General features: G+C 66.4%; 27 protein-coding genes. 18 read left to right on the top strand and 9 right to left on the bottom strand.

Going from position 1 to position 25,910, the window contains the following annotated elements; translation table 11 throughout:
• The first annotated feature begins 64 nt into the window (after positions 1 to 64).
• From tesB to HG421_RS04610, 3 genes are all read left to right on the top strand, one after another.
• A complete protein-coding gene (tesB, locus tag HG421_RS04620; protein ID WP_169705413.1) occupies positions 65 to 970 on the top strand; it encodes an acyl-CoA thioesterase II in 906 nt (301 codons plus the stop codon).
• Positions 971 to 1,197: 227 nt separating this feature from the next.
• On the top strand, positions 1,198 to 1,710 hold the full coding sequence (locus HG421_RS04615) for a putative signal transducing protein (RefSeq protein WP_169705412.1): 513 nt from the start codon (positions 1,198 to 1,200) through the stop codon (positions 1,708 to 1,710).
• A gap of 119 nt (positions 1,711 to 1,829) precedes the next feature.
• On the top strand, positions 1,830 to 1,967 hold the full coding sequence (locus HG421_RS04610) for a hypothetical protein (RefSeq protein ID WP_168968097.1): 138 nt from the start codon (positions 1,830 to 1,832) through the stop codon (positions 1,965 to 1,967).
• A gap of 200 nt (positions 1,968 to 2,167) precedes the next feature.
• Here HG421_RS04610 and HG421_RS04605 read toward each other — a convergent pair whose 3' ends face one another.
• Positions 2,168 to 2,908 (bottom strand): EF-hand domain-containing protein, encoded by a 741-nt coding sequence (locus tag HG421_RS04605; protein WP_211161782.1) that lies wholly within the window; start codon positions 2,906 to 2,908, stop codon positions 2,168 to 2,170.
• Here HG421_RS04605 and HG421_RS04600 point away from each other — a divergent pair.
• Together HG421_RS04600 and HG421_RS04595 are read left to right on the top strand one after the other, a co-directional pair.
• Positions 2,799 to 3,713, top strand: a complete 915-nt coding sequence (locus tag HG421_RS04600) for an arginyltransferase (RefSeq protein WP_169705410.1) — start codon at positions 2,799 to 2,801, stop codon at positions 3,711 to 3,713. The genes HG421_RS04605 and HG421_RS04600 overlap by 110 nt on opposite strands.
• A complete protein-coding gene (locus HG421_RS04595) occupies positions 3,667 to 4,995 on the top strand; it encodes an endonuclease/exonuclease/phosphatase family protein (RefSeq protein WP_169705409.1) in 1,329 nt (442 codons plus the stop codon). Before HG421_RS04600 ends, HG421_RS04595 begins: the two co-directional genes overlap by 47 nt.
• 383 nt (positions 4,996 to 5,378) lie before the next feature.
• Here HG421_RS04595 and purT read toward each other — a convergent pair whose 3' ends face one another.
• Positions 5,379 to 6,581: a formate-dependent phosphoribosylglycinamide formyltransferase gene (gene purT / locus HG421_RS04590; RefSeq protein ID WP_169705408.1), complete on the bottom strand. Its 1,203-nt coding sequence runs from the start codon at positions 6,579 to 6,581 to the stop codon at positions 5,379 to 5,381.
• A 127-nt stretch (positions 6,582 to 6,708) separates the two neighbouring features.
• Between purT and HG421_RS04585 the strand changes: the two genes are divergently transcribed.
• The 4 genes from HG421_RS04585 (at position 6,709) to HG421_RS04570 (ending at position 9,114) form a co-directional block, all read left to right on the top strand.
• A complete protein-coding gene (locus tag HG421_RS04585; protein WP_169705407.1) occupies positions 6,709 to 7,575 on the top strand; it encodes an SPFH domain-containing protein in 867 nt (288 codons plus the stop codon).
• A gap of 9 nt (positions 7,576 to 7,584) precedes the next feature.
• Positions 7,585 to 7,869, top strand: a complete 285-nt coding sequence (locus tag HG421_RS04580) for a hypothetical protein (RefSeq protein ID WP_169705406.1) — start codon at positions 7,585 to 7,587, stop codon at positions 7,867 to 7,869.
• On the top strand, positions 7,866 to 8,045 hold the full coding sequence (locus tag HG421_RS04575) for a hypothetical protein (RefSeq protein WP_064509638.1): 180 nt from the start codon (positions 7,866 to 7,868) through the stop codon (positions 8,043 to 8,045). Before HG421_RS04580 ends, HG421_RS04575 begins: the two co-directional genes overlap by 4 nt.
• A 271-nt stretch (positions 8,046 to 8,316) precedes the next feature.
• Complete coding sequence (locus HG421_RS04570; protein WP_169705405.1) at positions 8,317 to 9,114, top strand: M15 family metallopeptidase; 798 nt, start codon at positions 8,317 to 8,319, stop codon at positions 9,112 to 9,114.
• A 35-nt stretch (positions 9,115 to 9,149) separates the two neighbouring features.
• On the opposite strand, the gene HG421_RS04565 is transcribed toward HG421_RS04570, so the two are convergent.
• The 5 genes from HG421_RS04565 to HG421_RS04545 form a co-directional block, all read right to left on the bottom strand.
• Positions 9,150 to 9,824 carry a DNA-3-methyladenine glycosylase family protein gene (locus tag HG421_RS04565; RefSeq protein ID WP_169705404.1) on the bottom strand — a complete coding sequence of 225 codons (675 nt, stop codon included), beginning with the start codon at positions 9,822 to 9,824 and terminating at the stop codon, positions 9,150 to 9,152.
• A gap of 1 nt (position 9,825) precedes the next feature.
• The gene (locus HG421_RS04560) at positions 9,826 to 10,197 is read right to left on the bottom strand and encodes a DUF423 domain-containing protein (RefSeq protein WP_169705403.1); all 372 of its coding nucleotides are present in this window, start codon (positions 10,195 to 10,197) and stop codon (positions 9,826 to 9,828) included.
• A 96-nt stretch (positions 10,198 to 10,293) separates the two neighbouring features.
• A complete protein-coding gene (locus tag HG421_RS04555) occupies positions 10,294 to 11,475 on the bottom strand; it encodes an SRPBCC family protein (protein ID WP_169705402.1) in 1,182 nt (393 codons plus the stop codon).
• Between the two features lie 411 nt (positions 11,476 to 11,886).
• Positions 11,887 to 12,528: a response regulator gene (locus HG421_RS04550; RefSeq protein WP_005990002.1), complete on the bottom strand. Its 642-nt coding sequence runs from the start codon at positions 12,526 to 12,528 to the stop codon at positions 11,887 to 11,889.
• Complete coding sequence (locus tag HG421_RS04545; protein WP_169705401.1) at positions 12,528 to 13,721, bottom strand: sensor histidine kinase; 1,194 nt, start codon at positions 13,719 to 13,721, stop codon at positions 12,528 to 12,530. Before HG421_RS04545 ends, HG421_RS04550 begins: the two co-directional genes overlap by 1 nt.
• A gap of 258 nt (positions 13,722 to 13,979) precedes the next feature.
• Here HG421_RS04545 and HG421_RS04540 point away from each other — a divergent pair, with 258 nt between their 5' ends.
• The 5 genes from HG421_RS04540 to HG421_RS04520 all read left to right on the top strand — a co-directional run bounded on the left by HG421_RS04540 (position 13,980) and on the right by HG421_RS04520 (position 17,080).
• Entirely contained in the window at positions 13,980 to 14,579 is a 600-nt protein-coding gene (locus tag HG421_RS04540) for a GNAT family N-acetyltransferase (RefSeq protein WP_169705400.1), read from the top strand.
• Between the two features lie 3 nt (positions 14,580 to 14,582).
• Positions 14,583 to 15,329, top strand: coding sequence for a septum site-determining protein MinC (gene minC / locus HG421_RS04535; protein ID WP_169705399.1), 747 nt, complete (start codon positions 14,583 to 14,585; stop codon positions 15,327 to 15,329).
• A gap of 35 nt (positions 15,330 to 15,364) precedes the next feature.
• Positions 15,365 to 16,174: a septum site-determining protein MinD gene (minD, locus tag HG421_RS04530; protein WP_169705398.1), complete on the top strand. Its 810-nt coding sequence runs from the start codon at positions 15,365 to 15,367 to the stop codon at positions 16,172 to 16,174.
• Between the two features lie 2 nt (positions 16,175 to 16,176).
• Positions 16,177 to 16,434 (top strand): cell division topological specificity factor MinE, encoded by a 258-nt coding sequence (gene minE, locus HG421_RS04525; RefSeq protein WP_003484370.1) that lies wholly within the window; start codon positions 16,177 to 16,179, stop codon positions 16,432 to 16,434.
• Positions 16,435 to 16,588: 154 nt separating this feature from the next.
• Positions 16,589 to 17,080: a hypothetical protein gene (locus HG421_RS04520; RefSeq protein WP_169705397.1), complete on the top strand. Its 492-nt coding sequence runs from the start codon at positions 16,589 to 16,591 to the stop codon at positions 17,078 to 17,080.
• 96 nt (positions 17,081 to 17,176) lie between these two features.
• On the opposite strand, the gene HG421_RS04515 is transcribed toward HG421_RS04520, so the two are convergent.
• Together HG421_RS04515 and HG421_RS04510 are read right to left on the bottom strand one after the other, a co-directional pair.
• On the bottom strand, positions 17,177 to 18,478 hold the full coding sequence (locus tag HG421_RS04515) for a sensor histidine kinase (protein WP_169705396.1): 1,302 nt from the start codon (positions 18,476 to 18,478) through the stop codon (positions 17,177 to 17,179).
• Positions 18,471 to 19,187, bottom strand: a complete 717-nt coding sequence (locus HG421_RS04510) for a response regulator transcription factor (protein ID WP_169705395.1) — start codon at positions 19,185 to 19,187, stop codon at positions 18,471 to 18,473. The genes HG421_RS04515 and HG421_RS04510 overlap by 8 nt, the downstream gene beginning before the upstream one ends.
• Positions 19,188 to 19,346: 159 nt before the next feature.
• Here HG421_RS04510 and HG421_RS04505 point away from each other — a divergent pair, with 159 nt between their 5' ends.
• From HG421_RS04505 to HG421_RS04490, 4 genes are all read left to right on the top strand, one after another.
• Positions 19,347 to 21,080, top strand: coding sequence for an ArnT family glycosyltransferase (locus tag HG421_RS04505; RefSeq protein ID WP_169705394.1), 1,734 nt, complete (start codon positions 19,347 to 19,349; stop codon positions 21,078 to 21,080).
• A gap of 99 nt (positions 21,081 to 21,179) precedes the next feature.
• A complete protein-coding gene (locus tag HG421_RS04500; RefSeq protein WP_169705393.1) occupies positions 21,180 to 21,944 on the top strand; it encodes a phosphatase PAP2 family protein in 765 nt (254 codons plus the stop codon).
• Entirely contained in the window at positions 21,941 to 23,605 is a 1,665-nt protein-coding gene (locus HG421_RS04495) for a phosphoethanolamine transferase (RefSeq protein WP_169705392.1), read from the top strand. Before HG421_RS04500 ends, HG421_RS04495 begins: the two co-directional genes overlap by 4 nt.
• A gap of 234 nt (positions 23,606 to 23,839) precedes the next feature.
• On the top strand, positions 23,840 to 25,852 hold the full coding sequence (locus tag HG421_RS04490) for a M2 family metallopeptidase (protein ID WP_169705391.1): 2,013 nt from the start codon (positions 23,840 to 23,842) through the stop codon (positions 25,850 to 25,852).
• Positions 25,853 to 25,910 lie beyond the last annotated feature (58 nt).

Here is a 25,910-nt window from a genome sequence, read left to right as displayed (position 1 = left end):
GCGGCACGGTGCCCGGCGGGCGGCTCGGTATAATCGCCCTCCTTCGCACGCCCAGGCCAGCCTCTTGTCCGCCAATGCCGAACCCGTGGTCTCCGAACTGATCAGCCTGCTGTCGCTGGAGCGCCTGGAAGACAACCTGTTCCGCGGCCAGAGCCGCGACATCGGCACCAAGTACGTGTTCGGCGGCCAGGTATTGGGTCAGGCGCTGTCGGCGGCGCAGGCCACGGTGGAAAACGGCCGCCAGGCGCATTCGCTGCATGCCTATTTCCTGCGTGCCGGCAATATCGATCACCCCATCGTCTACGACGTCGATCGCACCCGTGATGGCGGCAGTTTTTCGGTACGGCGCGTCACTGCGATCCAGCACGGCAAGGTGATCTTCTTCTGCGCGGCCTCGTTCCAGGAGCGCGAAGACGGCGCCGAACATCAATCGGCAATGCCGGTGGTGCCGCCGCCGGAAGACATCGAACCGGCCGCCCCCCTGGCGCCGGAGGTGTTGGCCAGCCTGCCGGCCAAGGTGCAACGCTGGCTCTCGCGCGGCGGGCCGTTCGAGTTTCGTCATGTGTTTGCGCGCGACGAACTCAAGCCGCCCAAGCGCCCGCCATTCCAGCAGATGTGGCTGCGCCTGACCGACCCCATCGGCGACGACGTCGGCCTGCACCAGGCACTGCTGGCCTATGCCTCGGACTTCCAGTTACTGGGCACCTCGACGTTTCCGCACGGCATCAGTTATTACACGCCGAACGTGCAGATGGCCTCGCTGGATCATGCGTTGTGGTTCCATCGCCCGTTCCGCACCGACGACTGGCTGCTGTACTCGCTGGACAGCCCCACCGCGCAAGGCTCGCGTGGCCTGGCGCGCGGGCAGTTCTTCACCCGCGACGGCGTATTGGTTGCCAGCACCACGCAGGAAGGCCTGATCCGTGTGCTACCCGACGGCAGCGCGAGCGCAGTGCCGGCCAAGGAGTAGAGCACAGCGGCGTGGCCCGGGTGCGCCGGTCGATCGCCCCAGTGCACTGCGGCCCCTGGTTGAACGCGCCGCAGCACATTCCCCCGCACGCTGCAGAGGCTGCAAACTGGCATGCTCCCGTGCCGTGCGATGCGGCCACCGGACGGCAGCAACCGCATCCCGATATTGCATCTTGAACCGGCGCCTCAACGGCGCCATCTGTTCCGGACCCAACGGCGTCTTCCACCATGCGCAAGATCTTCAGCAGTCAACGTATCGAAACCGCCGAGGGCGTCGCCAATCTGTTGCGCGATGCGGGAATCGAGATCCGCATCAGCAATGGCCGTTCCTACCAGGGCAAGCGCGGCGGCCAGTTCAGGTATCTGGAGCAAAGCAACGCGCAGGCCCAGCCCACCGTGTGGATCGTGCATGCCAACGACCAGCCGCGTGCGCGCGATCTGCTGCGCGACGCGCGCCTGCTCGACACCACCCGCCGCGACTTGCCCAACGTGGAGTACACCTTCCGCGACGGCGAGAACGGCTCCAGTGCCAGCGCGCGCAGTTGGGCCTGGCGGATCCGGCTGGTCCTGCTGCTGGTCATCGGCGCCGTGGCCATGGTGGTGGTGATGCGTCATCGCAGCGCACCGACACAATTGGCACCAGCGGCGCAGCCGGCATCGCAACAGCCGCCGGCGCATGACGCCGCCCAACCGGCAGCAGAAGACGACGAAGTGCGCGTGCGGATCCAGCCGGCGCGCTGAGCGCGGCCGGCGAGAGGGCAACGCAACCAGCCGACGGCGCGCCGGCCCCCGGCGTCGTCGGTTCGGTCACATCCATCGCCGGCATGCGTCATGCTGGGAACAGGACATGGAGTGCGCCGATGACCGCCGATACGCTGGATTTCACGCGGGCACCGCTGCTGTACCGCTGCATGTTCAGTCCGGGCGCCATGCTGGCGAGCGTGGCAGCGGTCATGCTGCCCATCGTGCGTCACTACGTGCAACTGGGAATGCTGTAAGGCCGGCCTGGCGTCACTGCTGCACCATCAGTGGCAGGCCCTTGCGAGCAAAAAACGGCCCCCTGCTCGCGCAGGAGGCCGTCGGTCGATCGGCGCCTTGTTACGTGTTGCTGACTACCACTAGCACTTGCGTTGAGCGTGGTGCACGGCGAGCGCATGCCCTCGCCGTGTCCTTCGGACGGGGCATGCGCGCCCCTCGATCAGTTACCGGCAGCAGGCTTGGCCGGCATCGCACGCTTGCCGTGGTCGCCATGCTCGCCCGGACCACGCGGGCCGTGCTTGCCGCGCAGCTTCGAGGCCGCATCGAATTCGGCCTTGCTCAGCTTGCCGTCCTTGTCGGTATCGGCCTTGGCAAACCACGCATCGCGATGCTGCTGCATGCGCAGCTCGCGGTCGGCATGATCGATGAAGCCATCCTTGTTGACGTCCATCTGCTCGAAGCGTGCAGCGAATTTCGGATCGGCCTTGGCCTCCTCGCGGCTGATGCGCCCGTCCTTGTTGGTGTCGAACTTGGCCAGCCACGCGCGGCGACCTTCGCGCCCCGGGCCACGGTGATGCGGACGCTCATCGCGCGAGAGCTTGCCATCCTTGTTGGCGTCCAGCGTATCGAACTGCGCAGCCAGCTTCGGGTTGGCGGCCGCTTCGCTGCGGTCGATCACGCCATCGCCATTGCTGTCGAGCTTGGCAGGACGCGGCGCGTCGCCGGATGCCGGCGGGGTGGCGGCGACGACTGCGCCGGTGGACAGCGCGGCCAGCATGGCCAGGGCAAGAAAGGGTTTGCGGGACGTCATGAGAAACTCCTGATCTGTGGGAACCACACGCGGCACCTGCATGGGCCGCATCGCGTGGGTGGTGCACCCGGATCCACCGTGCGCTGCCACCAACATCCACATCAACGAGCCGCTGGCGCTTGCGTTGACGCGCGCATCGGCCGTATTCATCCGGCGGACAGTCGCCGCTGTTGCGACGCGCAGGCGCTATCCTGCGCGCATGGCCATCCATGCCGACACCCACGACGACCTGCGCCTGTTCCAGACCGGCGAGCATCCCTGTGGCTACTGGTCGGACCGCCAGGCGCGCGACCTGGTGCTGGATCCACACGATCCGCGCCTGGGAACGATCTACCCGCAGGCCCTGGCATGGGGATTTCGCCGCTCCGGCGACCTGGTCTACCGCCCGCATTGCGAACGCTGCCGCGCCTGCGTGCCGGTGCGCATCGCGGTGGATGCGTTCCATCCCGATCGCAGCCAACGCCGCTGCCTGGCGCGCAACCAGGACCTGGTAGTGCGCGTGGTCGCCGCCGAACGTACCGAGGAGCAACTTGCGCTGTACCGGCGCTACCTCAAGCACCGGCATCCCGGTGGCGGCATGGACGAGCATGGCGCCACCGAGTTCGACCAGTTCCTGATCGGCGGCTGGTCGCACGGGCGCTTTCTGGAAATCCGCCAGGCACCTGTCGCGCACGGCCCCGGGGACTTGCTTGCCGTGGCGGTCACCGATGTCACCGACCATGCCTTGTCGGCCGTGTACACGTTCTATGCGCCCGATGCGGCTGCACGCAGCCTGGGGACCTTCGCGATCCTGCAGCAGATCCAGTGGGCACAGCGCGAGCGACGGGCGCATGTCTATCTGGGCTACTGGATCGATGGCCACGCCAAGATGAACTACAAGCGCCGCTTCAATGCGCTGGAGGCCTACGATGGCCGCCACTGGCGTGGGCTGCCCGCCAGCGCGCCAGCCCCGTGAGCTGCCAAACGGCGACATCGGCCTGTCGCATCGGCCATGCGAGAATTCGGCGATGATCAAACCTCTCCTGCTGCTCGCGCTCACCGCGCTGTGCACCGCCTGCACCCATCGCATGCCGTCCACCACCACCGCGTCCGACCCCTCGCCTGCCAGGCCTGTTGCAGCGCCACTGCGCATCGCCACCTACAACACCTCGCTGTATTCGGACCAAGCGGGCGGCTTGATTGCCGAACTGCAGGGCGACAGCGCACATGCGCGCAAGATCGCCGCAGTGCTGCAGCGCGTGCGCCCGGATCTGGTGCTGCTCAACGAATTCGATTTCGATCCGGACCACCGCGCCGCCGATCTGTTCCAGCAGCGTTACCTGCAGGTGGCACAGCCGGGGGGCGGCGAGCCGCTGCGTTATCCGTATCGGTATCTGGCGCCGGTCAACACGGGCGTCCCGAGCGGGCTGGATCTGGACAACAGCGGCAGTGTCGGCGGCAATGGCCGCAACCGCGGCAACGATGCCTGGGGCTTTGGCCTGCATCCAGGCCAGTACGGCATGCTGGTCCTGTCGCGGTATCCGATCGATACGCAGGCCGTGCGCAGTTTCCAGCTGCTGAAGTGGAGCACGTTGCCGGGCGCACTGCGGCCGATCGACCCGACCACGCGCACCGCGTTTTATAGCGACGCGGTCTGGGCGCAGCTGCGGTTGTCGTCCAAATCGCACTGGGACGTGCCGGTGCGCACGCCGCTGGGCGTGGTGCACGCACTGGTGTCGCACCCCACCCCGCCGGTGTTCGATGGCGCGGAAAAACGCAACGCCGCACGCAACCACGATGAGCTCGCGCTGTGGCGTGCGTACCTGGACAACGCGGCCGACAGCCGGCGCTGGCTATGCGACGACCAAGGTGCCTGCGGCGGCCTTCCCGCCGATGCGCGCTTCGTCATCCTGGGCGATCTGAACAACGACCCGATCGATGGCGCCGGCCGCCATGAAGCGATCCGTGCGCTGATCGATCACCCGCGCGTGCTCCAGTACCCCACCCCGGGCAGCGCCGGCGGCCCGGAAAAGACGGCCGAATACGCCGCGCAAGGCATCGCGCATGTCGGCGACCCGCACCAGGTCACCGGCGACTTCGGCCCGCAGGCCGGCACCATGCGCCTGGACTACGTGCTGCCCTCGCGCCAGTTCACCCTGGTCGGCAGCGGCATCTTCTGGCCGGCGAGCAGCGCGCCGGAGGCGGCGATCGCCGATGGCAGCGACCACCATGCGGTGTGGGTGGATGTTGTTTGGTAGCCGGGATTGGGGGAGTGGGGATTTGGGATTCGGAAGGGCGAGTTTCTGGTCCGTCTGCGCTTTTCGCGCTTGCCTGGTAGGCCGACGCAGGCACGTGCGGTGAGTCGCGTTTGTAGGCGCAGTGCTGCTCGCCTTGAACAGATCACGTCGGTTGATCACCAGTGATCTGAGTCGAGCGGCACTCGCGTGTTTGCTTCTGCCGCCGGGCATTGTCCTCCTTTATGGGGAGAAGGTGCCCCGACCGGGCGGATGAGGGTACGCGCGAAGCCTGGTGCGGTTTGCATGGGCCAGGGACGCCGGTCATGGCGACACATCGAAACCCGCGGCGTCTGGCGGGTTGAAGAAGTGCAGCGGTGCGCTGCACTTCTCAGAATGTGCGGCGATCAGCCCTGCAGCTGGATCGTCAGCGCCGCAGCCGCAACACGCGCTTTCTCACGTGCAGCATCGATGCTCTGCGCGCGCGCCAGCGTGACGCCGACACGGCGGTGACCATCCACGCGCGGTTTGCCGAACAGTCGCAGCGCGGTATCCGGGTCGCGCAGCGCGTCGGCCACGGCGTCGAACACCGGCACGCCATTGCCATGCGCCAACAGCGCGCAGGAGGCCGACGGGCCACTCTGACGGATCACCCCGCCATCTTCCGCGCCCACCGGCAAGCCGAGAATGGCGCGGGCATGCAGCGCGAATTCGCTCAGGTCCTGCGAGACCAGCGTGACCAGACCGGTGTCGTGCGGACGCGGCGACACTTCGCTGAACCACACCTCGTCGCCCTTGACGAACAGCTCCACGCCGAACAGGCCCCAGCCGCCGAGGTCGTCGGTGATGGCTTTTGCGATCTGCTGCGAGCGACGCAATGCAGCCTCCGACATCGGCTGCGGCTGCCAGCTTTCGCGGTAATCGCCGTCCTGCTGCCAGTGGCCGATGGGATCGCAGTACGAGGTGCCGCCGGCATGCCGCACGGTGAGCAAGGTGATTTCGTAATCGAAATCGATGAAGCCTTCGACGATGCAGCGGCCGGCACCGGCGCGCCCACCGGTCTGCGCGTACTCCCACGCGGCATCGATATCGGCCTCGCTGCGCAACGTGCTCTGGCCCTTGCCGGAGGACGACATCACCGGCTTGACCACGCAGGGCAGGCCAACCGCGGCGATCGCCTCGCGGTATTGCGCGGCGGTGTCGACGAAGCGGTATGGCGAGGTCGGCAGGCCCAGCGTTTCGGCAGCCAGACGGCGGATGCCTTCGCGGTCCATGGTCAGGCGCGCGGCGCGCGCGGTGGGGATGACCTTCTGGCCCTGCTCGCGTTCCAGCGCCACCAGGGTCTCGGTATGGATGGCCTCGATCTCCGGCACGATCAGGTGCGGCCGCTCGCTGGCGATCAGCGCGCGCAAGGCGGCGGGATCGAGCATGTTCAGCACGTGCGAGCGATGCGCCACCTGCATCGCCGGCGCATTCGCGTAGCGGTCGGCCGCGATCACCTCCACACCGAAGCGCTGCAGCTCGATCGCCACTTCCTTGCCCAGTTCGCCCGAGCCCAGCAGCAGCACGCGGGTGGCGGAAGGCGACAGCGGGGTGCCGAGGGTGGTCATGAGGCGTCATCCAGATCGAAAGGGGCAGCCATTCTAGCGGGCCGATGCCACGACCGCCGGTCGGAAACCCGCCCACAATTGATATCAATTTGATATCTTTCTTCCAAACCACAAGGACGCCCCAGCCATGAAAGAGAAGTCGCTCGGTTCTTTTCCCGGCATTCCAGTGATCGCCGTCAGTGTCGTCGTCCTGCTGCTGGCTGCCACCGTGCTGATCGCCGCGGGCATGGGCTTGCTGCCGGCCCTGTCCATGCTGCCGGCCATTCTGGTCGCTGCCGGCAATGTGTTCGTCCTGGTCGGCCTGTACACGCTGGAGCCGAACCAGGCAGCCGTCCTGAGCCTGTTCGGCAAGTACGTCGGCACGGTCAAGGACCCGGGGATGCGCTGGAACAGCCCCTTCTACGCCAAGCGCCGGGTCAGCCAGCGCGTGCGCAATTTCGAAAGCGGACGGCTCAAGGTCAATGAACTGGACGGCAGCCCGATCGAGATCGCCGCGGTGATCGTGTGGCAGGTGCTCGATGCCTCCGAGGCCGTGTACAACGTGGACGACTACGAAAGCTTCGTGCATATCCAGTCGGAAGCGGCATTGCGCGCGATGGCCACCAGCTACCCTTACGACCAGCACGAAGAAGGCCAGATTTCGCTACGCAGCCACCCGTCCGAAATCAGCGAACAGCTCAAGCGGCACCTGGACGAACGGCTTACCCAGGCCGGCGTGGACGTGATCGAAGCACGCATCAGCCATCTGGCCTATGCACCGGAGATCGCCCAGGCCATGCTGCAGCGCCAGCAGGCCAACGCGGTGATCGCCGCACGCACACGCATCGTGGCGGGCGCGGTGGGCATGGTCGAAATGGCGCTGGCCGAGCTGCAGAAGAATGGCGTAGTGCAGCTGGACGAAGAGCGCAAGGCGCACATGGTCAGCAACCTGCTTACCGTGTTGTGTTCTGATCGCGGGACCCAACCGGTGGTCAACGCCGGCTCGCTGTATTGAGGTGATGCAATGAATGTGATGGTGCCGCTGGTGGTTGCGCTTTCGGGGTTGCCTGCGTTGGCGATCGCCGCCTCGATCGGGGCGGACGACGATGACCGCGCGCGCGGCCTGGGCCTGCGCTGGGCGTTGATCAGCCTGGTGATCCTGGTCGGCGCCGCGTGCCTGTATTGGGTGGGCGACAACCGCGCCGGCATCTATGCGGTGGTGATCGGCATGATCATCGGCGTCAATACGCTGATCGTGTCGATGGTCATGCACCTGCGCCGCCACGGCAGTCGCAGGACCGGCGAATGAGCGAAAAGAAGGCCTACCCGCTGCGCATCAACGCCGATGTCCTGGCCGCCGCGCAACGCTGGGCCGACGACGAACTGCGCAGCCTCAACGCGCAGATCGAATACGTGCTGCGCGACGCGCTGCGCAAAGCCGGGCGGCTACCGAAGCCGCAGGGCGACAAGGAACCCTCGGCATGACCAGACCCGTGGGCTCAGCCACCATCGCGCTGGCATACATGCTCGTCGGCGACATCTCGCGTGATGACCGCCGGGACGAACTGCTGGAGGATTCAACAGCGGCCGACAGACCATCGCGAGCAGTCATCAGCCGGGCATCGACGAACCGCGGTGCATGGGTGGCAATGCCGTCGCGAGCAAGGGTCGCGGCCGTTCGACGGCTGCACAGTCGTTTTGTTGGCTGCTTTGGCTGCAGCTGGCCGTAGGCAACACTTGGCCCTACCCTGTTGCGATGCGCCCGACCCCGACCCTGCTGCTCAACACCACCAGCATCGAGTTGCTGCCCGCCGCCTTGATGCGCGCCCACGGCAACGCCGACGCCCGCGTACTGGCACAGGCCGACTGGCTGCTGCGGCGCAAGCGCGACGGACGTTATCTGGCCGCGCAGCTGGCACACGGCCTCATGCCGCTGATACCGCGGCTGGCACGCGAGCCCGGGCTGGACGCGGCGCTGGACCGGCTGCAGGCCGCCGCTGCCCGCATGCAACAGCCGCACGGCGCAACGCTGATGGTCGACGGCCTGCAACGCCGCCTGAGCCAACTCGGGCTGGATACAGACGGTTATCAGCAACAAACCGGCCTGCAGCTGATCGCCGAGCCGGCGACGTTGCACCTTTCCGGGCGCGATCGCTTCGGCCGGCCACTATGGCTCAGCGCAGGCGCGGCGCGTGCATGGCGCCTGATGCGTGCGGCAGCGCTGCGAACGGACATCGTGCTGGATGCCATCTCCGGCTATCGCAGCCACGATTACCAACTTGGCATCTTCGAGCGCAAGTTCGGCCGCGGACTCACCCTGGATCAGATCCTGGCAGTCAACGCCGCCCCTGGTTTCAGCGAGCACCACAGCGGCGACGCGCTGGATATCGGCACCCCGGGCGAACCGCCGGCCGAAGAATCGTTCGAGTCCACCGCGGCGTTTGCCTGGCTGAGCCAGCATGCGCCGCATTTCGGCTATCGCCTGAGCTACCCGCGCCACAACCCGCATGGCATCGTCTACGAGCCGTGGCACTGGCGCTGGCATGCGGCTTGACGCGTGCAGCGGTCGCGCCGCGCTTGCGCGTTCGATCACTCCTGGGAACGCGGTGTCGGCACCTTGGCGGCCACGCTGAAGTCGGCGATCTTCCATAGATAAAACGCGGCGTAGGTGCGGTACGGGCCCCAGCGTTCGCCGCGTTCGGCCAATGCCCTGGGGGCAGGCATCTGGTCGTGCTTGTCCACGCGCTGGGCACCCTTGCGCACGCCCAGGTCGTCGATGGGCAGCAGGTCCGGGCGGCCCAGGCGGAACATCAGCATCATCTCCACCGTCCAGCGACCGATGCCGCGCACCGGCACCAGCGCATCGACAATGGCTTGGTCGGACATGAAGGCCAATTGGCGCAGCGAAGGAATCTCACCGGCCAGTTCGCGCTGCGCCAGATCGCGTAGCGCCAATGCCTTGTTGCCGGACACACCGCAGGCGCGCAGCGCGGCATCGTCCACGCGCGCCAGCGTGTCGGCATGCAACCGGCTCGCGCCGATGGCCACCTCCACCCGTGCCACGATGGTGGACGCGGCCTTGCCACTGAGCTGCTGGAACAGGATCGCCCGCGCCAACGCATCCACCGGGTCGAACGGCTTGCGCCAACCCGGCTGCGGCGCGATGGGGCCGATACGCTTCATCCAGGCGCCCAGCGCGCGATCGCGCCGGGCCAGATGCGCGAAGGCGGCCTCTACATCGAACCCGCGCGCATGCCGCGGCATCTCAGCGCCTCAAGGCGCCGATGGCCAGCACCACCCAGCCCAGCATCAGGCTGACGCCGCCCACCGGTGCCAGGCTGGTCGGCCAGTGCAGCAACGCGCCGCCGGCCAGGCTGCCGGCAAACAGCAGCGTTCCGAGCAGCAGCAGGTACAGGCCCCCCCGCCCGAGGACGCGCGTTTCGGTAGCGCCCAGCACAGTCAGCACCGCGCCATGGCCGAACGCATACAGCGACGCCAACTGCAGCCGCGACTGCACCAGCGCATCGGCCACGCCGTGCGAGGCGTAAGCCGACAACCCGACTGCCATGGCGGCCAGCAGGCCGCCGCAGAACGCCAGCAATGAGGGGTGTTTCTTACGACGGTCGAGCAAAGCCATGCGGGCAACTTCCCTGGCAGCGCCGTAGCGCAAAAAAAAGCGCGCCGCAGGACTGCGGCGCGCTTTGGTCTGGATCAGGTCATCGCGGCGAGGCGATTACTTGATGGCCCAGTAGACATCATAGGTACCGTCCTGGGTGAACGACTTGTCCACGCCGCCCTTCCAGCTTTCGTACGGACGCTCGGTCACGTCCATGCCGCTGGTGGCAGCCCAGGCGCGCAGCGAGTTACGCACGGCATCCAGACCAGCCATGTGACCTGCATAGGTCGCAAAGGCCGAACGGTGCGCCGGAGTACGCTGGTACTTCACCGGTGCCTCGGACGGAATATTGAGCTTCAGTTCTTCGCCGGTGGCAGCGACCGGAGTCGCATCGACCGGAGCAGCGGCTGCCGCGTCATCCTTCTTGGCACCGGCCTTGGCGGTGTCGGTCTTGGCATCGGCCTTCGGCGCACCACCGGCACGCTTGCGGACCGGCTGCACGACGTCGAACGCGTACTTGTCGGTGGCGAAGTCGGTGGTGACGATACGGACCGGACCAGCCGCTTCCAGACCATTGGCGTCCATCACGCGCTTGATCCACTCCTGGTTGTCCTTGATCGACTTCTTGATCGTCTCGTTGTCGCGGTCGATATTGCCCGCGGTGACGACCAGCAGGTCTTCGGCCGGCACGTCGACGATCTTGAGATCGCTCAACACCGGCTTGCCATCCAGCTGCGCGCGGTAGTCGAAGTTCGGCACGGTGGCCAGTACGGTGGCCAGACGCGACAGACCCAGCTTCAGGTCGTCGCCCACGTGGCGGCTGACATACAGGCCGGCGTAGCGACCGAACAGGTTCCAGCCGTACTTGACGCTGTAGTCCTGGGTGATCTTGACGTTCTTGTTGTTCTTGCCGGTCGGCGCCAGAGTGAAATTGGTGACCTTGTCGTAGCCCTTGGTGGGATCTTCGATCGCGATCTCGACACGCTCGTTCTTGACGGTGTTTTTGATTTCCCAGCTGCCGTTGCCGATGTAGCCCTCGTTGGAGCTGTATTCGACGCGTGCGCCCTTGCCCTCTTCCGGGCCGGCCAGCTTCAGCTGGATCTTCGGGTCGCGCAGCACAAGCGGGTTCCAATCCTTGAACCGACGGAAGCTGTTCACGGTGTCGTAAACAATCGTCATTCTGCGGTTGGTCTCAACACTCTCGGACATCTGCCGCTCCGAGGGCAACACCAAGCCCACCACGACAAACAAGCCAGCCACGATCCCCAAGGCGATCAGGAACTCGATAATACGGGTCATTCAGGAGGTCTCCGGGGCCGATCCCACGGCCGGGTTGGGTGAAGCGAAGCCACCATCCTAGCAGGCTTCGGCAAAGATGTTCAGTTGTGCGACGGGTAGCGCGGTCTTGCGGTGTCATTCAGCGCGTGCAACGTCGCGGTGGAGCTGCGCAATCCCAGCCGTTGCAAGGGTTTGCGCCGACTGCGCGCAGCCATCATGCACATCCCACGCTGCCTGCGTGTGATGCCGCCAGGACGCGACGCCCGACCGGAGCGAAGCGGGCTGTCGCAAGACCCCAGACGATGCAAGCCGCAGGCAAGCCGGCGCCACCGCACTCGTTACTTGGACAGGGTGAGCGGGCGCCGCCTGCAAGCCGCAGGCTTGCGCGCCCGCGAACGCCCGGCGCGCTGCGCCGGGCGGGACATCCTGCCGTCAGACCAGTTGCAGTTCGAACGCCTTCAGTACCGCGCGGGTACGGTCGCGTACGCCGAGCTTGGAGAGGATGTTGGAGACGTGATTCTTGATGGTGCCCTCGGCCACGCCCAGCGAATTGGCGATCTCCTTGTTGGAAAAGCCGCTGGCCATCAATCGCAGGATTTCGGTCTCGCGGTCGGTGAGCGGATCGGGCCGGTCCAGGCTGACGAACTCGTTGCGCATGTGTTCCAGGCCCGAGAGCAGGCGCTGGGTCACTGCCGGCTGCACCAGCGAACCGCCATCGGCCACGGTGCGGATGGCCCCGACCAGCTGCTCCAGCGAGACATCCTTGAGCAGGTAGCCCTTGGCGCCGGCCTTGAGCCCGGCCAGGACCAGCTGGTCGTCGTCGAAGGTGGTCAGGATGATGGTCGGCGGCAGCGTGCCGTTGCGCGAGAGCATCTGCAGCGCCTCCAGGCCGGACATCACCGGCATGCGCATGTCCATCAGCACCACGTCGGGCTGGATCTGCGGAATCTGCTCCACCGCCTGCTTTCCGTCCGAGGCCTCGGCCACCACCTCGATGCCGTTATCCAGCGCCAACAGCGAGCGGATCCCCTGGCGCACCAGGGTTTGGTCGTCGACCAGGCACACACGGATCATCAAAACACTCCTTGAGTCACGGCCGCAGGCATCAGTGCCGGCGCGCCTGGAACGGAGATGCGCAGGCCGAAGCCGTCACCCCGCCGGGTTTGGATTTCCAGCTGCCCACCATACTGGCTGAGCCGCTCACGCATGCCGCGCAAGCCGTTGCCGGGCGCCACCGCATCGGCGCCATGGCCATCGTCGCGGGCATCGATCAACACCGTCTCCGCATCGCGCCGCACCTGGATCCACAGGTTACGCGCGCCAGCGTGGCGCACCGCATTGGTGATGATCTCCTGGGTGCAACGCAGCAGCACATGGGCGCGCTCGGGGTCGTCCAGGGTCAGCGGCTGGGCGATGTCCAGGTGGATGTCCAGCGACGGCACCTGGGTGACCAGCGGCCGCAGCGCCGCTTCCAGGTCGATCGCGCCGCTGTCGCGCAACTGGCTGACCGCTTCGCGCACGTCGGTGAGCAGCAGCTTGGCCAGGGTATGCGCCTGGCGCACATGCTCCTGGGCCTGGCCTTCGGTGATGTGGCCGGCCACCTCCAGGTTGAGGCTGAGCGCGGTCAGGTGATGCCCCAGCAGGTCGTGCAGCTCGCGCGAGATGCGGGTGCGTTCGTTGATGCGCGCGCTTTCGGCCAGCAGCGCACGGGTGGCACGCAGTTCGGCGTTGAGCCGGCGCTGTTCCTCGCGGGCTTCTGCCTGCTGGCGGGCCACCAGGCTGGTGACGAAGATGAACATCGAAAAGCCGCCGTAGAGCAGCGACTGCATCAGCGCGCCGGAGACCGGAAACCCCAGCAACAGGTGGTAGACCGGAAGCACGGCCAACTGGCTCAGCACCAGCCAGACCACGCCGACGCGCAGCGGCAACAGCCAGGGGATCACGCCGGCCGCCACCATCATGAGGATGCTGCCGAGCCCGGTCCGGGTGAGGTAGCTCACCGCGAGCGCGCAGATCGTGAGCAGCAGCAGGATCAGCCGGTCGTACCAGTGGGCATGGCCACCGCTGCTCAGGCCGCGCGTCAACCAGAAATAGCTGGCCCCGAAGCCGACGAAGAACGCCGACATCATCGCCGCCTCCATCACACTGCGGTGGTCGCCGTCCTCGGCGGGCGCCCAGTAGATGAACACCAACGGCATGGCGATCATTGCCCAGGTGAACAGGCCGGCAAAGCGCAGGACGCGCGTATGACTGAGGTATCCCAACATGTCCGCATCTTAGGCCCAAGCGCGGCCGCTGCCCTCTTGCCGGAAGTCATGCATGCGCCTGCCGGCGCCTTCGGGCCAGCGGTCGCCCCGGTGGCGGAGCAGGTGGCGGCGGCATGCATCGGGCGCTGCGTGGCGGCCCATCGCCGGCACGCGCGACCCGGCCGCCGAGCACGCGCCGGGTCGCCGCTTCAGGCCACGCATGTAATAATCCAACGCAGATCCGATTTCGGGTCGAGAGCGTTACCCCACGGAGTCCCAATGTCGATCGTCATCCGCGACGTGCGCGAGCACGAGCTCGATTCCGTCCTGGCCCTGAACAACAATGCCGGACTGGCGATCCTGCCGCTGGATTCAACCAAGCTGCAACGGTTCTACGCCCAGGCCGAATATTTCCGCGTCGCCGAGCGCGACGGCAACCTGGCCGGCTTCCTGGTCGGTTTCGGCAGCGGCAGTGCCCATGACAGCAGCAATTTCGCCTGGTTCCGGGACCGTCACCCGGAATTCTTCTATATCGACCGCATCGTGGTTGCCAGCCGCCGTCGCGGCGGCGGCGTCGGGCGGGCGTTCTACGCCGACGTGCAGAGCTACACCGAGCTGCGTTACCCGCAGCTGGCCTGCGAGGTGTTCCTGGACCATGGCGCCGACGCGGCGCTGCTGTTCCATGGCAGCTTCGGCTTCCGCGAAGTGGGCCAGAACACCATGCCGGACGTGGACGTGCGCGCCAGCATGCTGATGAAGGACATGTGCAGCTATCCCTGGGTCAAGGAGACCTACGGCGGCACCTTGCCCGAAGAATTGCCGTGGGTGGGCCGGCCGCGTCATGCCGCCGCCACCGCCAATCCATCGACGGGGACCTGAGGCGTGGCAAGTGTGAATGTGGATTTTGAACAGGCCGGCGAACTGAAGATCGGCCAGGTGGGCATCGCCAATTTGCGCGTGCGCACCCTGGACGTGGCGCGGCTGGTGCAGGAAATGCGTGAGCGCGTGACCCGCGCGCCCAAGCTGTTCGGGCGTGCGGCGGTGATCCTGGATTTCGGCGGGCTGTCGCAGGTGCCGGACATGGCCACCGCCAAGGCGCTGCTGGATGGCCTGCGCGATGCCGGCGTGCTGCCGGTGGCACTGGCCTACGGCACCAGCGAGATCGACCTGCTGTCACAGCAGCTCGGCGTGCCGTTGCTGGCCAAGTTCCGTGCCCAGTACGAGCCGACCGCGGTCAGCCCGCCACCACCACCACCGCCCCCTGCGCGCGCCGAACCGGCGCCGCCGGCCGCACGCCCGGCGCCTGGCCGCATGCAACGCACCGCGGTGCGCTCGGGCCAGCAGCTGTATGCGGAACACTGCGACCTGACCGTACTCAATACGGTGGGCGCCGGGGCCGAGGTCATCGCCGACGGCAGCATCCATATCTACGGTACCCTGCGTGGCCGCGCTTTGGCCGGCGCGCAGGGCAACCCGGACGCGCGCATCTTCTGCCGCGACTTCCACGCCGAACTGGTTGCCATCGCTGGCCACTACAAGGTGCTGGACGATGTTCCCATGGACCTGCGTGGCAAGGCCGTCCAGGTCTGGCTGGAGCAGGATCAGATCAAGATCGCTGCGCTTGATTGACGCGGCCCAACCACAGAAATATTCGGAGAAATCCTTTGGCTGAAATCATCGTAGTCACCTCCGGCAAGGGCGGCGTCGGCAAGACCACCACCAGCGCGAGCCTGGCCTGCGGGCTGGCGCGGCGCGGCAAGAAGGTCGCCGTCATCGACTTCGACGTCGGCCTGCGCAACCTGGACCTGATCATGGGCTGCGAGCGGCGCGTGGTGTACGACTTCGTCAACGTCGTGCATGGCGAAGCCACGCTCAAGCAATCGCTGATCAAGGACAAGCGGTTCGAGAACCTGTACGTCCTGGCCGCCTCGCAGACCCGCGACAAGGACGCGCTGACCCAGGAAGGCGTGGAGAAGGTGCTCAAGGACCTGGCCGCCGACGGCTTCGACTACATCGTCTGCGACTCGCCGGCCGGTATCGAAAAAGGCGCGTTCCTGGCGATGTACTTCGCCGACCGTGCGGTGGTGGTGGTGAACCCGGAAGTGTCCTCGGTGCGCGACTCCGACCGCATCATCGGCCTGCTCGATTCCAAGACCCGCAAGGCCGAGGAAGGCAAGGCGGTGCCGGCGTTCCTGCTGCTGACCCGCTACAGCCCCGGCCGCGTGGAAGGCGGCGAGATGCTCAGCATCACCGACGTGGAAGAAGTGCTGGGTCTGAAGGCGATCGGCGTCATTCCCGAATCCGGCGACGTGCTCAACGCCTCCAACAAGGGCGAACCGGTGATCCTGGATGCCGAGTCCCCGGCCGGCCAGGCGTATGACGACGCAGTCGCCCGCATCATGGGCGAGGAGCGCCCGATGCGATTCACATCCGTGGAGAAGAAAGGCTTCTTCAGCAAGCTGTTCGGAGGGTAAGCATGGGCCTGCTCGATTTTCTCAAGAGCAAGAAGAACACCGCCGAGACGGCCAAGAACCGCCTGCAGATCATCATTGCGCAGGAGCGCAACCACCGCGGCGGGCCGGATTACCTGCCGCTGATGCAGCGCGAATTGCTGGAAGTGATCAAGAAGTACGTCAACATCGACGCCGATGCGGTGCGGGTTGATCTGGTCAAGGACGGCGAGCACGACGTGCTGGATATCTCGGTCGCGCTGCCGGAAGACGGCGACAAGTAAGCGCGGCCATGGATGCCGGCGCGCCCCTTGCACGAGCAGGCGCGCTGTGTGGCAACGGCCACGCCATCCTCCCGACGGTACCGCGGCAGCACGGTGCCGTTTTGGTTTCTGCCCACTGCGCGCTTGCCGCGCGCCTGACCATGAGCCACCGAGCGTGACCCCTCATCCTGATTCCGCCTCCGACACGTCCGGCGTGCTGCGCGTGGCCGATATCGGCCTGGATGCACCGGCCGCCCTGCTTGCCCGCTACGGGCTACGCCTGCATCGGGTGGCCACCGGCGCGGCAATACCGGGCAGTTTCTGGGGCGAACCGGAGGCCGGCATCATCGGTTGCGATGTGTATGTGCGCGACGACACGCCGGTGCATTCGATGCTGCACGAGGCCGGACATCTGATCGTACTACCTGCCGACAAACGTGCCGCCGTGCATACCGATGCCACCGATTCGGTGGATGAAGAAGATGCCACCTGTTATCTGCAGATCCTGCTGGCCGAGCAGTTGCCCGGTGTGGGCAGCGCACGGCTGATGGCCGACATGGATGCCTGGGGCTACACCTATCGCCTGGGTTCTACCCGCGCCTGGTTCGAGCAGGATGCGGAAAACGCGCGCAGCTGGCTGGATGCGCGTGGTTTGCTGCCAGCCTAGGAACGGCGACCGGCACAGCGCCGTCAGCGGCTGTCGGAGCGACGTGGACGGCGAATTGGACCTGCATGGCCCTGCCGATACCGATTGGTAGCCGCTTTAGGTCGCCCCAGATTCACTCGCGGCAGTGGCACCGGACAGGTCCAACGTAGCCACCGTGCCCTGCCCTGCGTTGGAATCCAGCTGCAGATGCCAGCCCAGGTGTTCGCACAAGCGTCCGATCAATTCCAGGCCGATGCCGTTGCCCTGCCGTGCATTGCCGCGCGCCAGACGCGCGTAGATGGCGCTGATTTCCTCCGGCGTCATTCCATGCCCCGGGTCGGCAATGCGCACCACGCCGGGCGCGGACAGGCCGATGCGGATGACGCCGCGGTCGCTGTTCTCGATGGCGTTACGCAGCAGGTTGCCGATGGCGGTCTGCACGATGGCCACCGGCGCGGTCAGGCTACACGGCGGGAGCGGGTCGATGACCACCTGCAGGTCCTTGTCGGCACACAGATGCGCATGGTCGGCCACGATTTCCGGCAGCAGTTGATCCAGCCGCACGGTATCGCTGCTGCGCACCAGCCGCCCCGGGTCCTTGGCAAGCACCAGCAGCAAGGTGATCAGTTGCTCCACTGAGGCGCTGGTCTGCGCGATGCGCTGCAACTGATGGCGCACAATGGGCGGGGTGTCCGGCTGTTCCAGCGCCAGTTCCACCGCATTGCCGATCACCGCGATCGGCGTGCGCAACTCGTGGCTGGCGCTATCGATGAAGGCGCGCTCGCGCTCGACGAACTGGCTGTTGCGTTCCAGGTAGTCGTTGAGCGCATCGGCGATGACGTAGAGCTCGGCACTGCCCTGCGCGCCCACGGTGATCTGCTGCGCGCCTCGGCCCGGACGCAATGCACCGATGTCGCGCGCCAGCTCCACCAGCGGGTGCACCAGCCGGGCCATCGCGTAGGTACCCATCAGCAAGGTGATGCCGATCAACGCGACGCCGGCCGCCAGCATCCAGCGGGTGAGAAATTTTTCCAGCGCCTCGAAATCGGTGATGTCCAGCACCAGCGCCAGGCGGCCTGCCTGCGGCGTGTCGCGCACCATCACCGCGCTCTGGCGGCCGGCGATCTCCAGCTCGTCGTGCAGGCCGGGGTGCAGCGTGCGCAGCACCGGCGGCACGCCGGCCGAGCCATCGATGCGGTACAGCCGCAAGGTGTCCGAGTCCTGCCAGTGGTAGTCCGGATTGCGCGCACTGCGCTCCAAGATGCTGTCCAGTTCTGAATTAAGCAGCGAGCGCCACACGCCGTGTTCGGCGCGCTCGTGCAGATACTGCGCCGTGCCGAACACCGCCAGCGTCATCAGCAAGGTATAGCCGAACAGCCACAGCATGACCCGGCGGCCCAGCGGGCGCTGCTTAGCCATCGACGCACTCGTTGCCTGCCGCCTGGCCAGCGGCATCCAGCTCCGCCAGGCGATAGCCGAGCCGCGGCAGGGTGTGGATCAGCTTGTGCGCGAACGGACCATCCACGCTGCGACGCAGTTCGTAGATATGCGAACGCAGCATGTCGCCATCGGGTGGGTCGTCGCCCCACAGCGCCTGCTCCAGGCGTTGCCGGGTGACCGCTGCCGGGCTGGCCTGCATCAGCACTTCCAGCAACTTGCGGCAGGCCGGATACAGATGCAGCACCTGGCCGGACCGGGTGGCTTCCAGGGTGGCCAGGTCCAGCCGCAGGTCGGCCACCTGCAATAATTTGCTGCGGCGCCGACCATGCGCACGCGCGAGCAAGGCATCGATGCGTACTTCCAGCTCGGGCAGCGCGAACGGCTTGGTCAGGTAATCGTCGGCGCCGGCGCGAAAGCCGGCGATCTTGTCGGGCAATTCGTCGCGCGCAGTGAGCATGATCACCGGCAGTTCGGAATGATGCTGCTCGCGCAGGCGGCGCAACACCTCCGGGCCGTCCATGCGCGGCATCATCCAGTCCAGCACCAGCACGTCGTACTGCTGGGTGGTGGCCAGGTGCAGGCCGGTGATGCCGTCCGGCGCGGCGTCCAGGGTGTGCCCGCGGGCTTCGAAATAATCGAACAGATTGGCAACCATGTTGCGGTTGTCTTCGATGACCAGCAGCCGCATGCGCGCGATTCCAGAACGGTCCGACAGGGACGCTGTGCGCATCCTACCCGAGGCCAGCCGAACCCGGCCGCCCCGGGGGCCCTGCGCGCGCGCCGGCAAGGTGTCCGACACATTTCCGACAAGGTTGCCAGCTATCGTTTCGCCCCTTTTCACCGGGGCGTGCGCGTGTCGCCTGCCACCTCTGCCTTCCTGCCCCGCCGCCCCGCGCTGCTGGTCGCATCACTGCTGATCCTTGTCAGCCTGCTGGCCGGCCTGGGGCTGCGCCAGCCCAATCCGCCAGACGAGCCGCGCTTCGTGCTGGCTGCGCGCACCATGGTCGACAGCGGCCAGTGGTTGCTGCCGCACCGTGGCAGCGAGCTGTACGCGGAAAAGCCGCCGGTGTTCATGTGGCTGCAGGCGGCCACCTATGAGCTGGTGCCGCACTGGCCGGTGGCGTTCCTGTTGCCCTCGCTGCTGGCCGCACTGGCCACGCTGTGGCTGACCTGGGATCTGACACGCCGGCTGTGGAACCGGCGCGTGGCTGGCCATGCGGTGCTGGCCTTGTTCGCGGTGCTGCAGTTCGGCCTGATGGCCAAGCGCGCGCAGATCGACATGGTACTGGTGGCGCTGACCACGCTGGCGTTGTGGGGAATGCTGCGCCATCTGCTGCGCGGGCGGGATTGGCGCGCGTGGTCACTGGGGTTGTTCGCCGCTGGCGTCGGCACGGTCACCAAGGGCGTGGGCTTCTTGCCGCTGCTGGTGTTGCTGCCGTGGATGGCGCTGCCGCGCAGGCCGTGGAGCGTATTGCCTGCGCGCGCGCAGGCCGGCCGCACCTGGTTGCTGGTGCTGCCGGCGTTCGTGGCCGGCACCGCGGTGTGGCTGGGGCCGCTGGGCATCGCGCTGTTGCACAGCCAGGACCCGCAGTTGCACGCCTACGCGCAGGAATTGCTGTTCAAGCAGACCGGCACCCGCTACGCGCACGCCTGGCATCACGTCAAACCGGCCTGGTACTACCTGCAGGTGATTGCCACCTTGTGGCTGCCGGGCTGCCTGTTGCTGCCCTGGCTGTTGCAGGCGTGGTGGCGCCGGTTGCGCCGCGGCGATCCGCGCTATGTGTTGCTGCTGGCGTGGAGCGTGCTGGTCCTGCTGTTCTTCAGCGCCAGCCCGGGCAAGCGCGAGGTCTATCTCTTTCCAATGCTGCCCGCGCTGTGCATGGCGGCAGCGCCGTTGCTGGCCGGGCTGTTGCAAAGGCGCGGCGTGCGCGCCGTGCTCACCGGCTACGTGGTGGTGCTGGCGCTCGCCGGGCTGGTGCTGGGCGGCGGGATCGCGCTGCATCTGCCCTGGGCGGAAAACACCGCCTTGAAACGCGGGATGGAACTTGCCTCGCTGCAGTCGGTGGGATTCTGGCTACTCGGCCTGGGCGTGATCGGTGCCGGCGCGGTGGTCTGGTCGCGCGGCAAACGCGCCGGGACGGCAGTGGTGGCGATGACCGCTGCGCTATGGATGGTCCATGGCCTGGGCCTGATGCCGGCGCTGGATCCGTACAGTTCCTCTGCACGGCTGATGCAACGCGTGGGTCAACGCATCGGGCCCGATGCCGAACTCGGCATGCTGGCCTGGCGCGAGCAGAACCTGCTGCAGGCCGACCGGCCGGTGACCGACTTCGGCTTCAAGGCGAGTTGGCAGGCGCAGTGGGCCAAAGCCGGCCCGTGGCTGGCGCAAGCGCCGGAAAAGCGCTGGCTGTTCGTGCTCAAGCAGGCGGTACCGGCCTGCATCGATCCGGCCCAGCGCATCGACATCGGCGAATCCAACCGCAATCAATGGCAGCTGATTCCGGGCACGGCGTGGCATGCCGGTTGCAAAGGCAATGCGTCCGAGACCGAACAAACCGGCGGCGACAGCGACGCGGACTGAACGCCAGGTGTTGGGTTAACGCCTGGGCAACTCCGGTCCGACCGCTCTCCGACATCCGGGTTTCGAAGATGCCGGGCATTGACACGGGCCCACGCTTCGATGACCACGCTTCCGGCTTTTTCGCCTGCCCTGGCACGCACCGCCACCGTTGCGCACACGCGCTTTCTTGCCCGCCATCTCTGGATGCCGCTGGCAGGCGTGCTGGTGGCCAGTGCCTTGCTGATGGGCGCCGGTGGCGACCAATGGGTGGCCGATGCGTTGTATCGGCTGGAAGGCGGGCATTGGCTGCTCAAGGACCATTGGGTCACCAGCGGCGTGGTGCATCGTGTCGGCAAATGGTTGAGTACGGCAGCCGGCGTCAGCGTGGTGATCCTGGCCGTGGCAGCGTGGTGCAAGCCGCGCCTGCGCGTGCTGCGCTGGCCACTCACGTATCTGGGCGCTTCGGTTGCACTGTCGACCTCGCTGGTCTCGCTGCTCAAGGCGTGGACCGCAATGGATTGCCCCTGGGACCTGAGCCGCTATGGCGGCACGCAAGCGATGATTGGGCTGTTCGAATCACGCCACGGCCTGGCTGCGTCCGGTTGCTTTCCTGCAGGTCACGCGAGTGCCGGTTATGCGTGGGTGGCGCTGTATTTCTGTGCGCTGTCTCTCCGTCCTGCATGGCGCTTGCCAGGCTTGTTCATAGGTCTGGCAGCAGGTCTCACTTTCGGTATTGCGCAACAGCTGCGCGGCGCGCATTTTCTGTCGCACGACCTGTGGTCGCTGGCGGTGTGCTGGTTCACCGCGATCACCTTGTACGGCGTGATGCTGGCTCGGCCACGCGGCGTGCGTGATGCGATGTTGCCATCGGGGGATGCAGCATGAGTACCTGGCTACCGGAACCGCGCGGGCGGATCAGCTCGCACACGCTGACGTGGAGCATGCGCCCCACGGTGTCCACCGAAACACTGATCCTGCTGTCGAGCCTGTTCTTTGCGCTGGTGTGCAACCAGTTGTTCTGGCGTACGGCGATGGCCACGCATCCGGGCAGTCCTGGATTTGCGCTTTCGTTGATGGCGTTGCTGGTCGCAGCAAATGCACTGCTGCTGGGGATGCTGGTCTGGCGCTGGAACGCCAAACCATTGCTGACGTTGCTGCTGTTCACCACCGCATTGGCCGCGCACTACATGGACAGCTACAACGTCTATCTGGATGCGGACATGCTGCGCAACGTGCTGCATACCGACCACAAGGAATCGCGCGAGCTGCTCACACCAGGCCTGATCTTTCCGCTGCTGTGCTACTTCCTGATACCGACCGTGCTGCTGTGGCGCATCCGCCTGCGCGCGCGCAGCGTGGGCAAGTCGCTGCTGTGGCGGGGCGGCTTCCTGCTGGCGGTGGCCGTAGTGGGTGCAGGCGGTGCCATGCTGTCGTTCCAGGACATCTCGGCCTTGATGCGCAATCACCGCGAAGTGCGCTACCTGGCCACGCCGATCAATTACATCGTCGCGCTGCGCCAGAACCTGAAGTCCGACTCGCCGATCAAGCACGCACCCAAGCAACCGGTTGAACACGATGCCATGGCCACCCCGCGCGCAGCCGGCAGTCGCCCGCGCCTGTTGCTGGTGGTGCTGGGCGAAACCGTGCGTGCGCAGAACTGGGGCCTCAATGGCTATGCGCGGCAGACCACGCCGGAGCTGGCGCAGGCCGGAGTGATCAATTTTCCGGACATGCATTCCTGCGGCACCAGCACCGAGGTCTCGGTGCCCTGCATGTTCTCGCCGTTCGGCCGCCGCGACTACAACGAAGACACCATCCGTGGTCACCAGTCGCTGCTGCATGTGCTCGAGCACGCCGGCATTTCGACCTTGTGGCGCGACAACCAATCCGGTTGCAAGGGCGTCTGCGATGGCCTGCAACTGCAGAAACTCGATGACGCCACCACGCCGGGGCTGTGCGCCGATGGCCGGTGCATGGACGAAATCCTGCTCGGCGACCTGGCCGCGCAGGTGCGCGCCAAGCCGGGCGACCGCGTGGTGGTGCTGCATCAACTCGGTAGCCACGGCCCCAGTTACTTCGAACGCTACCCGGCACAGTTCGAACGCTACAAGCCGGTCTGCAAGACCGCCGACCTGGGCAGCTGCAGCCGCCAGGACATCGTCAACGCCTACGACAATTCCATCGGCTATACCGATCATTTCCTCAGTCAGGCCATCCACACCCTGCGCGGCCTACCCGACTACGACACTGCCATGATCTATCTCTCCGATCACGGCGAGTCACTGGGCGAAAAAGGCCTGTACCTGCATGGCGTGCCGTACGCCATCGCGCCGAAAGAGCAGACCCACGTGCCGATGGTGATGTGGTTCTCGCCGGAGTTCGCGCGCGACCGTGGCCTGGACGAGACCTGCCTGCGCCACCGTGCCGGCCAGTACACTGACCAGGACGCGCTGTTCCCCTCGGTGCTGGGCCTGATGCAGGTCAAGACCAGCATTTATGCACGCGAACGCGATGTGTTCGCGCAATGCACGACGAAGAGCGGCTGACAAGGCGATGCCGCGAGCGTGCCGGAAGCGTCAGGGAGGGAGACATGCCGCGTTCGGGTGCCGGCAATGCGCTCCCGGGCCTGCGCAGCTGCCGGCTGAAACGTTCCGAACCCGACCTGCATGGCGACGACGCGCTTGCCGCCTCGCCGCTACCGTGCTTGAAACGGTTGTCCTGCTTGCCCTGACGCCTGGCGCGCTCTAGCCTTTGCCCGGACGTCACCGCAAGGACCACCCGTGAATCCTCGTCTGCTGTTGCTGGCACTGGCCGTGGCCGCCGGCACCGTATGGCTGTCGGCCTGCCGCCGGGACGCCGCACCGCCAAGCACACCTGCTGCAACCAAACCCGTGCCTGCCGAAAGCGCCGATGCCTTCGTTGCGCGCATCAATGCCGAATACAAGGCCGCCTATCCGGAGGTCACCGCCGCGCAGTGGCTGTCCTCGACCTACATCAATGGCGATTCGCAGCTGCTGGCAGCCAAGGCCAACGAGCGCTCGCTGGCGCAGCTGGATCGCTGGATCGAACAATCCAAGCAGTATGCCGGCACGCCGATGTCGGCCGACAGCGCGCGCGCCCTGCAATTGCTCAAGCTGATGAGCGCCCTGCCCGCACCGCGCGATGCGACCAAACTGGCCGAACTCACCCGCATCGCGGCCAAGATGGAGGGCGACTACGGCGCCGGCAGCTACTGCATGGGCGATGGCGAGCAGCGCCGCTGCCGCCAACTCGGCGAGCTGGAACAGGTATTGGCCAGCAGCCGCGACTACGACGCGCAACTCGATGCCTGGCAGGGCTGGCACGGCACCGCGCAGCCGATGCGCAAGGACTACCAGCGCTTTGTCGAGCTGGCCAACGAGGGCGCGCGCGGCCTGGGCTTTGCCGATGTCGGGGTGATGTGGCGCAGCGGCTACGACATGCCGCCGGCGCAACTGGCGAGCGAAACCGATCGGCTGTGGGAACAAGTCAAACCGCTGTACGCGCAGCTGCAGTGCTACGCGCGCGGCAAGCTGGACACCCAATACGGCAAGGACAAGGGCGAGCTGCCCGGCGGGCTGTTGCCCGCGCACCTGATGGGCAATATGTGGCAGCAGGACTGGAGCAACCTGTGGGACCTGCTGCAGCCCTATCCGGGCGCCGGCGACCTGGACATCACCTCCGCCCTGGAAAAACAGTACCAGGGCAATCTGAGCGCGGTGCTGGCACGCAACACCGGTGGCGATGGCGGTGCTGCCGCACGCTTCAACGCCGAGCGCGAGGCACAACTGCGCACCGCCAAACAGATGAGCGAGCGCGCACAGGAGTTCTACACCTCGCTGGGCATGCCCAAGCTGCCAGAGAGCTATTGGCAGCGCTCGCAGTTCATCAAGCCGCTGGACCGCGACGTGGTCTGCCATGCCAGCGCCTGGGACATGAACATGGGTGGCGAGCCGGGCCAGGGCATCGGCGCGGATGTGCGCACCAAGATGTGCATCAGGCCGACCGAAGAAGACTTCACCACCATCTACCACGAGCTCGGCCACATCTATTACGACCTGGCCTATAACCCGTTGCCGCCGCTGTTCCAGAACGGCGCCAACGACGGCTTCCACGAAGCGATCGGCGACACCATCGTGCTGGCGATGACGCCGAAGTACCTGCAGTCGATCGGCATGGTGGGCGAGCAGCAAGCCGGCCGCGAAGCGCTGATCAATTCGCAGATGCGCATGGCCTTGAGCAAGGTGGCGTTCCTGCCCTTCGGCCTGATGATCGACCGCTGGCGCTGGGGCGTGTTCGATGGCTCGATCACGCCGGAGCACTACAACCAGGCCTGGTGGGACCTGAAGGCCAGGTACCAGGGCGTGGCGCCGGTCAGCACGCGTGGCGAGGAGTTCTTCGATCCTGGCGCCAAGTACCATGTGCCGGGCAATACGCCCTATACGCGGTACTTCCTTGCGCACATCCTGCAGTTCCAGTTCTACAAGGGCCTGTGCCAGGCGGCCGGCCACCAGGGCCCGCTGTACGAGTGCAGCTTCTACGGCAACAAGGATGCCGGGCAGAAATTCTGGTCGATGCTGCAACGCGGCTCCAGCCAACCGTGGCAGACCACGCTGAAGGAACTCACCGGCAGCGAGACACTCGACGCCGGCCCGATGCTGGAGTATTTCGCGCCGATGAGCGAATGGCTCAAGCAGCAGAACCAGGGGCAGATGTGCGGTTGGCAGGCCAGCGCTCCGGTTCCCACGACACCTGCACCCGCTGCGACGCGCTGACGCGTGGCACACGACCGGCCAACCCGCCCGCCGGACAGCGTCGATGCCGACGCTGCCC

Source organism: Xanthomonas campestris pv. badrii, assembly GCF_012848175.1.
GTDB lineage: Bacteria > Pseudomonadota > Gammaproteobacteria > Xanthomonadales > Xanthomonadaceae > Xanthomonas > Xanthomonas campestris_C.
Note: the sequence above shows the minus strand (reverse complement) of the source record. Positions and strands in the feature narration are given on the sequence as shown.